Source organism: Thioalkalivibrio sp. ALMg11, assembly GCF_000377905.1.
In the GTDB taxonomy this organism is placed as follows: domain Bacteria; phylum Pseudomonadota; class Gammaproteobacteria; order Ectothiorhodospirales; family Ectothiorhodospiraceae; genus Thioalkalivibrio.
Map to the genome: position 1 here is coordinate 1 of NZ_KB898885.1, position 13708 is coordinate 13708.

Genomic DNA, 13708 nt, shown 5'->3' on the forward strand with positions numbered 1-13708 from the left:
CTGAACGGCGCCCTGAGCGGGGCCTACGCCACCCCGTTGACCGACCCCCCGTTCGATTTGTCGGGCGCGGGCGAGGATCGCGACATCTCGCACATCTCGGTGTTCTACCGTAACGGGCCTACCAAAGTACCGACCCCCGGCTCGCTGCTCTTGGTCGGTATCGGCCTCGTGATGCTCGGCTGGGCCCTGCGCCGGCGCAAGGATCCTGCCCCGGCCTCGACGGCGTAAGCCACCGCAGCATCCTGTCCCAAGGGGCCCCGGAAGCGATTCCGGGGCCTTTCCCCTGCGCCCGGCACACATTCGCCTCCGGCGGGAGGGGTGCCGGTTTCCCCGCGGCACAAGGTTGTGCCGCCAGATCCGCCCGCCGCTGGTGGTTGAGCCTGATGCAGGCTGCAAAGCCCCCTTGCTATCGCAAAGGCAATCAAACCGGTGCAGCGCAGCGTGCGCTGCAAATGCCAGGATTCCATTACCGTCGTCCGCCCCATCATGGATGACACTGTCTGGTCATCCCGGAAACCGCGCAGCGGTTATCCGGGATCCCCGCGGTTGGGGGTGGAATCGGTGTCCGAGTGTTTCCCGAGCTGGGAGATCCCGGCTCTACACTTCGCTACGGCCGGGATGACCGGGGTGGGGCGTGTAAACGTAGGTGTCCTCTTTTTGATCTGATGCCCGAAGCGCCGTCATTGCGAGGCCTCGCAGAGGCCGCGGCAATCCGTCGGAGCGGCCCGAGACTCTACCGGTCCCCTTCGCGGTGCCGGGGCGGGATCCGATCTCAGAGTAAGAGCCCATTTGTGGGCCGGAATACGCCTAGTTACCGTCGTCCGACCCCGTCATGCGGGTCAATGTCGCCTTTCCCTCCTGGGGTGTCACACCCGCGCAAACTCCTGCCACAGCCCCGGCTGCGGCCGATGTCTATGCGCGCGTGCTCCGGTGCACACTCCGACGCCCCCGTCTTGCACCTTCGGTACCACGGTCTAAGATTCAAAACAGACCATTCGGTCTGAACGGCACTCCCGTGGTGGGACGGGAAGGAGGTTGATCATGCACATCGCGCGGTCCGAGGTACCCGAGGTATTCAGTGCGCCGGGCGCTGTGGCCCGCCAGGTCCTGGCGTTCGGGGATGCGTCCGGCTACACGCAGATGACCGGGGAATATTTCTCGCTCGAGACGGGGACTGACATCACCCCGTTGCTCCGGGGCCTGAAGGAGGATCTTTGCCAATCACCCCACTGGGGCTACATGATCCAGGGTCGGCTCATCATGACGTACCGGGATGGCAGCGAGGAAACCGTCAGCGCCGGGGATTTGTTCTACTGGCCGCCAGGGCACACCCTCCGGGTCGAAGAGGACGCGGAAATCATCCTCTTCAGCCCGCAGCACGAGCACTGCGAGACCCTGAACCACCTGAAAAAGCAACTCGACAGCTAACCGCCAACGCCCGCAAAGCCCCGGGGCAGGACGTCCCCCGCCCCGGGGCCAGCAGCCGAGCCGGTTACAGGCTGCGCACGATCCGCTCACTCCCGGATCGCAGCGATGCCACGACCTGATGCGTCTGCTCGGGATCTTTCGGGCGGGCCACCACGGCCCAGCCTCCATGCTCCAGCGTACGGCCGGCCAGCTCGATGACATGTCCCTGGTCCAGCCGGATCGCCAGCGCTGCGCCCGCCATGAGGCCGAGCAGCGCGCCCACACCGATTGTTTACCGTGGTCCGACCCCGTGCCTCGGTCAACGCTAGTGCCTCAGGGCAACCGCTCAGCCTTGATCCCCGTCATTGCGAGGCCTCGCAGAGGCCGCGGCAATCGGTTGGATCAGCTAGGAAACTTTCCGGTCGCATCTGCGGTGCCGAATCTGATCGGCCAGGTGGGTGTCCTCTTTCTCCGGAAATCAGCCCGTGCCTGCCGGGCCAGATCTTGCCTTTTGCTTTTTGCCTTTTGGGACGGGGCAAAAGGCAAGATCTGCCCCCGTCGTTTCGCGAGACCTTGTCGGTAGCATCCGCGATGCCGGACCGGATCGGAAAGGTGGGCCTCCTCCTTGTGGTGCGCGGATTTTCCCTGGCCTTCTCCGGCTACGTCCCGCGCACCGCCTTGCGAACATACATTGCGCGGTCGGCTTGTCCCAGCAGTGCGTCCGGATCGCCGTCTCCCGGGCCGGAGGCCCAGCCCAGAGTCATCGCCAGCGTGACCTCGCCCGCAGCAAGCCGGACCGGCCGGGACACCGCCGCCTGCAGCCGCTTCCCCTCGGCTTCGGTTGAGTGCTCGCCAAACAGCAGCACCGCAAACTCGTCACCCCCGACCCGGGCCACACACGCCGGTTCGCTAAGTGCCTCCTCCAGCCGGCGTGCGACGACTCCCAGCAGCTCGTCACCCGCCGCGTGTCCGAACCGATCGTTCACCGGCTTGAACTGGTCGAGATCGATGAAGCCCACGGAGAACGCTTCGCCGGTACGCTGGGACCAGGCGATTGCGTCCTGCAGGCGCTTATAGAAGGCGCGCCGGTTGGGTAGGCCGGTCAGCGGATCGTGGGTCGCCTCGTGTTGCAGCTGGCGTCCGGCCTCGTCGAGCTGTGACGCCTGCTCGCGCAAATCATGGTGCATGGTCACCAGGGTCCGCCGGGTGAGCAGAATCAGAGCCAACGCGAACACCACGCCGCCGCCACCGAACACCAGCATGAAGCGCTGTGTGTGCGCCCCGACTTCGCCGGCGCGCTCGGCTGCCGCTTCCATCCGTGCGCGTTCATGTGCTCGCAACGCCTCGATGGAACTGTCGAACTCGCGGTCCAGATCAAACAGACGCTCGCTCAGGATCGCCATTGCCGGCTCGAGCTCCTCGCGGGCCGCCAGGTCCACCACCTGGTCCTGCAGCCTCACGATCTCCGGGATCAGGGCATCCTGTTCCTCGAGCTTTGCCCGTGCCGTATCCTCGGTCACCCGCTCATCGAGGGCCGCGCGCACCTCGCCGACCCGGTGCCCCCAGCGGTGGTACTCCATCATTAGGTCATCACGCTCGAAGGGGTCGCCGGTGATGACCTGATTCACCATGGTCTGGTGGCGATTGTAGGCGGCCTCCAGCAGATCGGACGCCAGCTGGATGCGCTGTCCTCGCTCCTCGGTGATGTGACGCAGCTCGTCCAGCAGGCGCTGGTTTTGCCACAGGCTGTTGCCCACAATCACGATCATGCCCGCCAGCAGGACCACGAAAGCGACCGTGATGGCGTTCAACAACCGCCCGCTGATCCGCTGCACCTTTTGCGAGAACTGCATCGACTCCTCCTTCCAAGGGGCGAGCATGGGAAGCACCCTCCCATGGGTCAAGCACCCGGATTCCCGACATTATCGGATCAAACCGTGGTTTCTGACTCGAATGTGAGGCTGAGGGCAAAAGCAAGGTCTGCCCCGTCATTCCCCGCCGTCATTGCGAGGCCTCGAAGAGGCCGCGGCAATCGGCCGGATTGGCCCGAGATCATGTCGATAGCCTCTGCGGTGCCGAATGTGATCGGCGAGGTGGATGTTCTCTTTCTCCGGCTTGGCGGCTTACTCGTAGTGGCTCCAGAGGCGAATGACCTTGACCACTTTTTCGTCTTCGAGCACCTGGTACACCAGGCGGTGCTGGATATTGATGCGCCGCGAGTACGCACCTGAGAGATCACCAACCAGGTTTTCGAAAGGTGGAGGCTTCCGATACGGGTCTTGTGCGATCAGGGTCAGCAGGTCCTGCGCCTTCGGCTTCAAGCCGCTCGCAGCCAACTTTTTCGCATCCTTCTGGGCCTGCCGGGTGTAGACCAGCTTCCATGTCACCAATCGAGCTCCTCGGGGCATTCATCGACCGGGGTATCCATCCCCTCGCGGATCGACTCCCGCATACCCGGGATCGACAGCAGGTGCAAAGTCTCCTGAATGGCCGACCAGTCCGATTCGGATAGCAGGACCGCGTTGTTCCGCTTGCCGGTGATGACAATCGGCTCATGGGATTCCGCCGTTTCGTCGATAAGGCGGTAGAGGTTACTGCGGGCCTCTGTTGCGGTAATCCCCGTCATGACGCACCTCGCACGTGGATGGGTATGGAGTAAAAGTACGCCATAACGTACGTGCCGTAAAGCGTACGGCCTTTCCGTCATTGCGAGGCCTCGCAGAGGCCGTGGCAATCGGTTGGATCAGCTCGGAAACTTTCCGGTCGCATCTGCAGTTTCGAATCTGACCGACCAGGTGGGTGTCCTCTTTCTCCCTCGAGATTGTCAGCCTGCAGGAACGCTTCCAGGGCCATCCGCTGCTGATCATCAATACCGCCAGCCATTGTGGTTACACCGACCAGTTCGGTGGGCTGGAACAGTTGCACCAGGACTACCGGGACCAGGGGCTGAAGGTGGTGGGCTTCCCTTCCCATGACTTCAACCAGGAGGCCGACGACGAGGCCGAGACCGCCCGGGTGTGCTTCGAGAACTTTGGCGTCACCTTCGACATGTTCAGGCCGATCAGTGTGCGCGGCGCGGACGCCCACCCGATCTTTCGCGAACTGGCGCGCCAGGCCGCCGCCCCGCGCTGGAACTTCTACAAGTACGTGGTGGACCGAGAGGGGCGGGTGGTCGCGCACTTCCCCAGCCAGGCTGGCCCCGGGTCCCCCGAGCTGCGCCGCGCGATCGAGAGCATCTTGTAGCCCATCGCGCTATAGAGCCTCTCGCGGAAAGATAGCGGGAGACTATCTCGATCATGGTGAATATCAACTGGAACTAATGGTTCGTGGGGCCTAGCTTCAAGGGCAGGTGGACAGTGAAGCCCACCCTGGCCGAAGGTGGCCCTGGGTCGGAACGGCTTGCGGTCCCTGAGGAAAGCCATCGATTACACATGGATGACGGCTTCCGAAACACGAACCAGCTGAACGCAGCGAACATGGAGAACGATATGGGTGAGCATCAGAACATGGGAAAATGCCCGGTCATGCATGGCGGCGAGACCGCCGCTGGCCACTCGGTCATGGACTGGTGGCCGGAAGCGCTGAACCTGGACATCCTCCATCAGCATGACCGCAAGACCAACCCGATGGGCGAGGACTTCGACTACCGCGAAGAGGTCAAGAAGCTCGATTTCGACGCCCTGAAGAAGGATATGCACGCGCTGCTGACCGAGAGCCAGGCGTGGTGGCCGGCCGACTGGGGCCATTACGGCGGGCTGATGATCCGCCTGTCCTGGCACGCGGCGGGTACCTACCGTATCGCCGATGGCCGGGGCGGTGGCGGCACCGGCAACCAGCGTTTCGCGCCGATCAACAGCTGGCCGGACAATGTCAGCCTGGACAAGGCGCGCCGCCTGTTGTGGCCGATCAAGAAGAAATACGGCAACAAGATCAGCTGGGCGGATCTGATCATCCTGGCCGGGACCGTGGCCTACGAGAACATGGGCCTGAAGACCTTCGGCTTCTCCTTCGGTCGCGAGGACATCTGGCATCCCGAGAAGGACACCTACTGGGGTGCGGAGAAGGAATGGCTGGCACCCTCCGACGAGCGCTACGGCGACGTCGACAAGCCCGATACCATGGAGAACCCCCTGGCAGCCGTCCAGATGGGCCTGATCTACGTAAACCCGGAAGGGGTCAACGGCAAGCCCGACCCCCTCAAGACCGGCGAGCAGGTCCGCGAGACCTTCGCCCGCATGGCCATGAACGATGAAGAGACCGCGGCCCTGACCGCCGGCGGACACACCGTGGGCAAGTGCCACGGCAATGGCGATGCCGGTGCGCTGGGTCCGGAGCCCGAAGGGGCCGATGTCGAGGAACAGGGCTTCGGCTGGAAGAATCCCAACATGCAGGGCAAGGCCGCCAACGCCGTCTCCTCGGGCATCGAGGGTGCCTGGACCACCCATCCGACGAAGTTCGACATGGGGTACTTCGACCTGCTGTTCGGCCATGAGTGGGAGCTGAAGAAGAGCCCCGCCGGCGCCTGGCAGTGGGAGCCGATCGAGATGAAGGAGGAGGACAAGCCGGTGGATGCCAGCGATCCCTCCATCCGCCACAACCCGATCATGACCGACGCCGACATGGCAATGAAGATGGATCCGAAGTACCGGGCCATCTGCGAGAAGTTCATGGCGGATCCCGCGTACTTCCAGGACTGCTTCGCCCGCGCCTGGTTCAAGCTGACCCACCGTGACCTAGGCCCGAAGACCCGTTACATCGGTCCGGAAGCGCCGCAGGAAGACCTGATCTGGCAGGACCCGGTGCCGGCCGGCAACACCGACTACTGCGTCGAGGCGACCAAGAAGAAGATCGCCGAGAGCGGCCTAACCACCGCCGAGATGGTCAGCACGGCCTGGGACAGCGCCCGCACCTTCCGCGGCTCCGACATGCGCGGCGGCGCCAACGGCGCCCATATCCGCCTGGCCCCGCAGAAGGACTGGGAGGGCAACGAGCCGCAGCGCCTGGACCGGGTGCTCAAGGTCTACGAGCAGCTCTCCGCCGAGACCGGCGCCAGCGTGGCCGACCTGATCGTGCTGGGTGGCAGCGTGGGCATCGAACAGGCCGCCCGGGCGGCCGGATACGATGTCCTGGTGCCGTTCATTCCGGGGCGTGGCGATGCCAGCGCCGAGATGGTCGACGCCGACTCCTTCGCGCCGCTGGAGCCGCTGGCGGATGGCTTCCGCAACTGGCTGAAGAAGGACTACGTGGTCAAGCCGGAGGAGATGCTGCTCGATCGCGCCCAGCTGATGGGCCTGACCGCGCCGGAGATGACCGTGCTGATCGGCGGGATGCGCGTACTCGGCACCAATCATGGCGGCAGCAAGCATGGCGTGTTCACCGGCCGTGAAGGCCAGTTGACCAACGACTTCTTCGTCAACCTGACCGACATGGCCAACGCCTGGAAGTCTGCGGACAACGGCATCTATGAGGTCCGCGACCGCAAGAACGACCAGGTGAAGTGGACTGCCAGCCGCATCGACCTGGTGTTCGGCTCCAACTCCATCCTGCGCAGCTATGCCGAGGTGTACGCCCAGGACGACAACGAGGAGAAGTTCGTGAACGACTTCGTCAGGGCCTGGACCAAGGTGATGAACGCCGACCGCTTCGATCTGGAGCAGTACCAGCAGTAAGCGGGGCCTGAACCGGGCGGTTTGCCCGGCATGCAGACCAGGACGCCCGGGACGACCATCCCGGGCGTTTTTTTGTGCCGAGGGTTCGGCTCCCGCGACCGCCGGAGGGCAACCGCCCGCGCCTGCTCCTCCAGTCCTGTCTGGCCCCTGCGAGCCCGCACCCACTCGGCCTCCGGGGGGTAAACGTCGTCCGTCCTTCACCCAACGCCTGTTTCGACGCTCAGGTCGGGCCGTCCAGGACCTTCAACGAGCCCTTCGAACCCGGACAAGCTCGTTAAGCCAATCGGTTGCCGTGGTCCGGCCTCGGCAGTTCGGTAGCTAGCCGTAACGCCCGTCGATGCGCGGTTTGACCAGCATCGGGGCATAAACCCAGAGAAACCCGGCGAAGGCCGCGATCCACAGGAGTTGCGAGGCGCTCATCCAGCTGGCGGTCAAGGCCGGCCAGAACAGGGGGCCGGCCACCCGTGCGAGCGCCCCGGCGGCCAGCAGGCCGAAGAGCAGCCCGAGGACCCGCGGCGGGTCAAACACGTTGCGTCCGGTATGGCCCAGGGCGACGCGCGTCATCATCCCCAGGGTCATCATGCCGATACCCCCGTAGGTGAAGGCGTGCAGCGCGGCCATCGGGTTAAGGGGCGTGAATTCGGCCACGGCCCGCAGGGCAAAGCCGATCACGATCCAGCCATAGGCCATCATCAGCACCCACAGCAGTGGCTTGTGCCACAGCGCCGGCGTATGCCAGCCCGCCCAGCGCATGCCATGCGCCACGGCCAGCCCAGCCGCCAGCCCCGCCGCGACCGGTGCCCATGGCAGGAACACCTCCACCAGACAGAAGGCGAGCAACAGCACCAGGGCGAGGCGGTCCAGCCAGTCCCGGTTCACCGGCGTAAAGGCACCATCCAGCCCGCGCTCGATAAAGAACGGGATGACCCGGCGCCCCATCATCAGGATCAGCGACAGCACCAGATAGACCCCGGAGTAGAGCCCCAGGCGCTGGCCGCCATCGAGCAGATCGAAGGCGCCCAGGTAGAACAGGCCGTTGCTCGCCCCCAGCAGCGCGATCTTGCCGATCACGGCGAGCTGGGCCCATTGGCGCGTCTTCCATACCGGGCGGGCCAGGGCGGCCAGCAGCCACAGGGTAAAGCCGAGATCGAACAGCGCCATGGCCACCAGCCCGGGGTCCCCGAACAACGCCGCCACCCGGCCGCCGAGCCAGAGCCCGGCCAGCACCAGCAGCGCGGGCCCGTGGGTCGTCTGTACCCCGGTCCAGTTGCGCACGGCCGTGAGCAGGAACCCGGCGACGACCGCCATGGCGTAGCCGAAGATCAGGGTATGGCCGTGCCAGGCGAAGGGCCCGCCAAAGGCGGCCGTGGGCAGCGCCGCCATGTCGAATTGGTAGAGCCAGGTCCACAGACCCACGACCAGCACGGCGTACAGCCCTGCCAGCAAGAAGAACGGGCGAAAGCCCAGATGGCTCAGGGCAAACCGATACGGTCCCGGCTCTTCGATATTCAGCTTCAACATCGCCCCCTTGGCCCCGCGGGGCTAGTACCCGCCATCTCTACGCGAACCACCCAGAATTCAGGTTCGCACCCGCTCATATAATGCATGCGGTGTGAAGCTTTTTGCGAACTTGGCCCCTTCGTCATTGCGAGGCCTCGAAGAGGCCGTGGCAATCGGTCGGAGTGCCCTGGATGCCGCTCGATTGCCACGGGACCAAAAGCCAGACACTGACCCCGAGCCCCGAGCCCCGCGCCTCGCTATCCCGTCGCGCGCATGCCGCCGCCTCCCCCTCCGCCGGGCGGGGGTGTCCAGACGTTGCGAAAGGCCTGATGCGTCTTCGGTGGGAGGTGGCGGGAGAAGCGCAACTCGACACCCCGGTCGGTGCGCACGGCCTGGATCCGGCCCTGCTTCAGCCCGTAACGTCGTGCGACGTCCTCGCAGCCCCGCACGAACCCGGACGGCGGCTTGCCGCGCCGCACGCGGGCAGCGCCATCGCGCAGCTCCACCGAAAACACCAGCCGGGCATGCCAGAGCATCAGCGCGACGCCAAGCCCCAGCAGGGCGAACAGGATCAGGAACGTGAGCAGCATGATGGATGGCGGGACAAGGGTGGCCCCAGTGTAGCGCACCCCATCCGCGGTTCTTCGCCTCCGCTCGTCGGCGACTCGTCAACGCAATAGCCCATTTACGGGCCCAAAAGCCCCGTTTAGGCCCTGGAAATAGCCCTTCACATTCGCAAAGCCGCGTTAACTCAGTCCGTTATCGTGGTCCGACCCTGTCCTTGGCGACACGCTCAACAATTGTTTCGCAAATTGAAAGCGTTCCTCTACCTTCTGGCGGTCCTCAACTTCGGGCTGTCCCTCACTAGCCCCACGGGCAATCATTTCAGCGTGCCGTAACAGCGCAGCGCGATCCTCTGGCCGCTGTACGAATCTCGCGACCTCGGCGATCGTTTCCAGCAGGCGGACAGTAACCGCGGTGTTCGAGCGGGACATTTGTCGGATCTGGTTGAAGGCCGCATCTGTGACGTCCACAAAAGTAGACCCTGGAGCAATCACCCTCAGCTGATCCGTACTGTCAAAACGATAGGGCGATGGCATGTCTCGCGTAGCCAAACGACTCAACGCGGACGCCAGGTGGTCTACGCACGTAATTGCCGTGAACGGGTCATTCACTCCCGAGGAGAGGGCACGCAGAGCGACCTCCACGAGTTGGGTAACCGCGAACTCGATGTCCTGGCCCGAAGTCCGCTGGTTACCCAGGGCGAAGGTGTTGTTGACCTGATCCGCAGGCACGTCGGTCGCCCTCTCTCCCGGCCAGACCAGTATCAGGGGGCCACCGGAGACCACATAGTCGCCGGGTACCCGCTCCAGTCGAATGACCACATCCTTTTGCATCGCCAACTCGATCAAGGCGTCCGTGTCGATGAACTGAATGTATCCGTCCGCGCTCGCTGGAATGGGACGAGCCTCCCGGTCAAATGCGTCCAGAAATGCCGACTCGGGTGGTGTTGCCGACGTCCGAGACGTCCCCCGCCCGATGTGTTCCGGAAACAGGCGGTCCACCCCGGCGATCAACTCTTCGCTCACGCGCGCCACGATTTCGTTGGCCTGCATCGAAACAGACACGTGGTGAATGAAATAGATCAGCACCCCCACGCTCGCGACCGCAAAGAGCACGCCGAGCGTGATTGATACATGAGGAACGAAAGCAACCTCCTCCGCGCGCCGGATGGTAAGGAGGACGAGCAAGCAATACAGGAAGGTGGCGACGAACGTGCCCAGCACGACCTGAGTCGTCGTATCGCGCAGGAAATTGCGGAGCAAGCGCGGCCCCAACTGCGACGTGGCCAGCGACAGGGCGACCAGCGTCATCGAAAACACAACTCCAGCGATGGTGATCATCGATCCGGCGATGATCCCCAGCACGGCGCTGGCCCCCTCGGCTCCAGCGGTGAATGTCCAGCCCCACGAACGCAACAACCAGTTCGTCACCGGCCTATCCAGGGCGACGCTAATGAAGGCCAAAAACACCGCGCCCAGGGCCATCACGGTGGGGATGAACCATAAGCTGGATCGAATGCGGTCCCAATACCTGAAAGTCAGTGTTTTCACTATGACGCCTCATTCACTCACATGTTGTCCGCCGGGTTACCGTGGTCCGACCCCGTCTTCCTCCATTCTCCCGACCCCGGGAGATCCTATCTTCCGTGGAGGATGACCAAGGCCGTTAGAAGCATCACGTTCGCGGCGAGGGATGCCCATAGGACGATCGTCTTCCAGTCTGGACTGGGTGGGGCCCCGGTTGTCGAGTGCGACGTCTGAGCCGGGCGAGTCCGGCGGTCGTCAGCACCTGGTTTGGATGTTCCCCCGGTTCGATCACCCGTCGCTTTCTTGTTATGGGCCGTTTTTTTCTCATGGACATAGTCGCGATCGTAAAGCCCCATGTCTGTCTCCTTTTTTGTACTACTCCGTTTCTACAGCAGAGTACGCCGCGTGTCGTCAGGACCGGAAGGGGCGGGGGAAAAGGTTGAGATGGCGTCATTGGGAGGCCTCGCAGAGGCCGCGCCAATCCGTCGAAGCGGCCTGAGACCCTACCGGTCCCTTCGCGCTGCCGAGCTGGACCCGATTTCAGAGTAAGAGCCCATTTGTGGCGCGGAATACGCCATTTAAGGCCCTGAAACAGCCATCGATCTTCAGACAGTCTAGTTAAGACAGCTAGTTACCGTGGTCCGACCCTGTACTTCCCGTCAGCCCCCGTCGACGCTTGTAACCTGTTACGTGACAGGGTGCGCTTTCTGAATGATTCGAAGCTTCAAGCACAAAGGATTGGCGAAGTTTTCTACTCTGGCAGCACTGCGGGGATTCAGGCGGTGCACGCCAAAAGGCTTCGACTCATTCTGGGCCGACTCCATGCCGCGTCAGGGCCCGCGGATATGGACCTGCCCGGCCTGCGGCTGCACGAACTCTCGGGCGCGCGTGCCGGAATCTGGTCCGTGGTCGTCAGTGGCAACTGGAGAGTGACGTTCCGATTCAAGGATGGAGATGCCGAAATTGTTGATTACGAGGATTACCACTGAGGTGGCGCCGATGTTGATGCACAACCCTCCCCATCCGGGTGAAGTATTGCGCGAGCTTTGTCTCGAGCCCCTTGGGCTGTCCGTGACCGATGCCGCAGAAGCCCTGGGCGTAAGCCGAAAAACCCTGAGCGCCGTGCTCAACGGCAAAGCGGGGATCAGCCCCGAAATGGCCATCCGCCTTTCCATCGCGTTCGACACCTCGGCGGAAAGCTGGCTGAACCAGCAGTCTCAATATGAGCTCTGGCATGCGGAGCAGCACAGGAAGGATCTCAAGGTAAAGAGGCTGGTGGCGGCATAGATACTGGCATCTCCCTAGTTGACCGGGTGCAACCAGCGCGGCACGACCGCGACGCCAGGCACTGTCATCCCGGAAGTCGCGCAGCGGTTATCCGGGATCTCGGGCGCCGTGGCAGGAGCGGACGTCAGAGATCCCGGCTCTCCGCTTCGCTCCGGCCGGGATGACGGCGTGGCGCCGGGAAGGAGATGGGTGTTCTTTTTCTCCTTTTCTCGTTGATTGAACCGAACCTGAAGGATGTCTATAGTCGTACGGTACTTCCGTACGTTTGAGGTCCGGCATGGAAACAGTCAGCGTGAACCGGTTTCGCGAGAACCTGAAGGCCTTCGTGGAAGAGGCCGTCACTACGCACACGCCGCTCAAGGTCACGCGCCGAGCGGGTGAGGCCTTTGTGGTGATGAGTGCGGATGACTGGGAGAGGGAGCAGGAAACGCTCTACGTCCTGCAGAACTCCAGCCTGATGCAGCAAATTGCCGATTCGGCCGCTACCCATCGGAAGGGAGAAGGCTACCGTCCCACGGAAGGGGAGATGGATGAAGTCACTGGTATTCGAGGGTAATACCTGGGCGGCGTACGAAACGCTCCGTGAGCGCGATCCAAAGCTGCATCGGGCGCTATGCCGAATCCTCAAGGAAATGCTGCGTGGTGACCCGGCCACGGGGACCGGCAAGCCGGAGCCTCTTCGGCATTCGCTCTCGGGCTTCTGGTCCCGGCGTCTCTCCGCCAGGGACCGCCTGATCTACCGCTTCGACGATCACGCGATCTACATCTTCGCCATCGGCGGCCACTACGACAGGCTCTGAACCTCTGACGTCTCGGATTGTGGGGGTCGCACGCTCGCTGGCACGAAAGGCCATATCGAGCCCAAAAATGGCCATATAAGGCCCTACTCCAGCGTTCCAGAACCCTAAAGTATCTTTATTCCAATCGGTTACCGTGGTCCGACCCCGTCACGTGAAACAGCCCTTTGGGTTCAGAAAGTCCCGTTAACACGCCTGGTTACCGTGGCCCAACCCCGTCGATGTGACCTAGTCGAGGTCCTTCACCCGTGCACACGTCAGAACCCTTTACACCCGATGATCGCGTTTGCGACCGCCCCCCGTCGGGTGCGCGTAACCTACGGTTTTCCAACGTCAATATAGAGCGGCATTTAGCGGGCATGGATGTTGCAAATCCGTGGGTGAGCGCAGACCCAAACCTCAACCTGCCTGCGCAGACCCACGAGGTAACGACCATGACTACAAAGACTGTACAGGGCGGAACCCTCGCCCTTCTGCTCGCGGGAGGCATGATTGCCGCCGGATCGGCCTCCGCCAGCGTCATCAACTGCTCCGATCTCGACGGCAACCTGGGCGACAAGGTCACGCCCAACCAGGGCTGCCAGGTCCTGGAGCCGCTCGACGGCAATGTGAATACCAGCCTCACGGTCGTCAACAATGCCGAGTTCTTCGGCTACTCGGACTGGCTGTTCGACGGCAAGTACGAGGACACCAACGGCAACCTGATCAACGACCCCGATGATCCGGCAACCATCGTGAGCTTCAACGGCGATGCCCAGAGCGGGACCTGGGAGCTGGTGGTTCTCGACTTCTGGAGCAATTTCGAGAACCTGATGTTCGCGTTCAAGGATGGCGCCGACACCAACATCGTGGCCTACGACATGCTGAACGGCGCCCTGAGCGGGGCCTACGCCACCCCGTTGACCGACCCCCCGTTCGATTTGTCGGGCGCGGGCGAGGATCGCGACATCTCGCACAT

General features: G+C 63.3%; 14 protein-coding genes and 2 pseudogenes. 9 read left to right on the top strand and 7 right to left on the bottom strand.

The genetic code is table 11. The features are described from left to right. Together D578_RS0114555 and D578_RS0114560 are read left to right on the top strand one after the other, a co-directional pair. The coding region (locus D578_RS0114555) for a PEP-CTERM sorting domain-containing protein (RefSeq protein ID WP_026289376.1) at window positions 1-228 on the top strand (228 nt) is incomplete at its 5' end. An 813-nt stretch (window positions 229-1041) separates the two neighbouring features. Next, window positions 1042-1428, top strand: coding sequence for a cupin domain-containing protein (locus D578_RS0114560; RefSeq protein ID WP_018950655.1), 387 nt, complete (start codon window positions 1042-1044; stop codon window positions 1426-1428). Window positions 1429-1492: 64 nt separating this feature from the next. Here D578_RS0114560 and D578_RS0114565 read toward each other — a convergent pair whose 3' ends face one another. The 4 genes from D578_RS0114565 to D578_RS0114580 all read right to left on the bottom strand — a co-directional run bounded on the left by D578_RS0114565 (window position 1493) and on the right by D578_RS0114580 (window position 4033). Further along, window positions 1493-1669, bottom strand: coding sequence for a hypothetical protein (locus tag D578_RS0114565; protein ID WP_231364134.1), 177 nt, complete (start codon window positions 1667-1669; stop codon window positions 1493-1495). Window positions 1670-2066: 397 nt separating this feature from the next. After that, window positions 2067-3260 carry a diguanylate cyclase domain-containing protein gene (locus D578_RS0114570; protein WP_018950657.1) on the bottom strand — a complete coding sequence of 398 codons (1194 nt, stop codon included), beginning with the start codon at window positions 3258-3260 and terminating at the stop codon, window positions 2067-2069. Between the two features lie 270 nt (window positions 3261-3530). Next, window positions 3531-3794: a Txe/YoeB family addiction module toxin gene (locus D578_RS0114575; protein WP_018950658.1), complete on the bottom strand. Its 264-nt coding sequence runs from the start codon at window positions 3792-3794 to the stop codon at window positions 3531-3533. After that, window positions 3791-4033 carry a type II toxin-antitoxin system Phd/YefM family antitoxin gene (locus D578_RS0114580; protein WP_018950659.1) on the bottom strand — a complete coding sequence of 81 codons (243 nt, stop codon included), beginning with the start codon at window positions 4031-4033 and terminating at the stop codon, window positions 3791-3793. The genes D578_RS0114575 and D578_RS0114580 overlap by 4 nt, the downstream gene beginning before the upstream one ends. Before the next feature lie 185 nt (window positions 4034-4218). On the opposite strand from D578_RS0114580, the pseudogene D578_RS0114585 reads away from it, so the two are divergent. Continuing rightward, window positions 4219-4650, top strand: a pseudogene (locus D578_RS0114585) (glutathione peroxidase); the annotation flags it as partial. A gap of 233 nt (window positions 4651-4883) precedes the next feature. Beyond that, window positions 4884-7076, top strand: a complete 2193-nt coding sequence (gene katG / locus D578_RS0114590) for a catalase/peroxidase HPI (protein WP_026289377.1) — start codon at window positions 4884-4886, stop codon at window positions 7074-7076. Window positions 7077-7394: 318 nt separating this feature from the next. Here katG and D578_RS0114595 read toward each other — a convergent pair whose 3' ends face one another. The 3 genes from D578_RS0114595 to D578_RS0114605 form a co-directional block, all read right to left on the bottom strand. Beyond that, window positions 7395-8597, bottom strand: a complete 1203-nt coding sequence (locus D578_RS0114595; RefSeq protein ID WP_018950662.1) for an NnrS family protein — start codon at window positions 8595-8597, stop codon at window positions 7395-7397. Window positions 8598-8833: 236 nt separating this feature from the next. Continuing rightward, entirely contained in the window at window positions 8834-9166 is a 333-nt protein-coding gene (locus D578_RS0114600; protein WP_018950663.1) for a DUF3634 family protein, read from the bottom strand. Window positions 9167-9322: 156 nt separating this feature from the next. Further along, window positions 9323-10690 carry a DUF2254 domain-containing protein gene (locus tag D578_RS0114605; protein WP_018950664.1) on the bottom strand — a complete coding sequence of 456 codons (1368 nt, stop codon included), beginning with the start codon at window positions 10688-10690 and terminating at the stop codon, window positions 9323-9325. A gap of 687 nt (window positions 10691-11377) precedes the next feature. On the opposite strand from D578_RS0114605, the pseudogene D578_RS15790 reads away from it, so the two are divergent. From D578_RS15790 to D578_RS0114625, 5 genes and pseudogenes are all read left to right on the top strand, one after another. Further along, window positions 11378-11655 (top strand): annotated as a pseudogene (locus tag D578_RS15790) (type II toxin-antitoxin system RelE/ParE family toxin). 10 nt (window positions 11656-11665) lie between these two features. Further along, complete coding sequence (locus D578_RS0114610; protein WP_026289379.1) at window positions 11666-11953, top strand: HigA family addiction module antitoxin; 288 nt, start codon at window positions 11666-11668, stop codon at window positions 11951-11953. Between the two features lie 277 nt (window positions 11954-12230). Next, window positions 12231-12509 (top strand): type II toxin-antitoxin system Phd/YefM family antitoxin, encoded by a 279-nt coding sequence (locus D578_RS0114615; protein ID WP_018950666.1) that lies wholly within the window; start codon window positions 12231-12233, stop codon window positions 12507-12509. Then, window positions 12484-12753: a Txe/YoeB family addiction module toxin gene (locus tag D578_RS15795; RefSeq protein WP_081617392.1), complete on the top strand. Its 270-nt coding sequence runs from the start codon at window positions 12484-12486 to the stop codon at window positions 12751-12753. Before D578_RS0114615 ends, D578_RS15795 begins: the two co-directional genes overlap by 26 nt. Before the next feature lie 485 nt (window positions 12754-13238). Further along, on the top strand, window positions 13239-13708 hold a 470-nt coding region (locus D578_RS0114625), incomplete at its 3' end, for a hypothetical protein (RefSeq protein ID WP_018950668.1).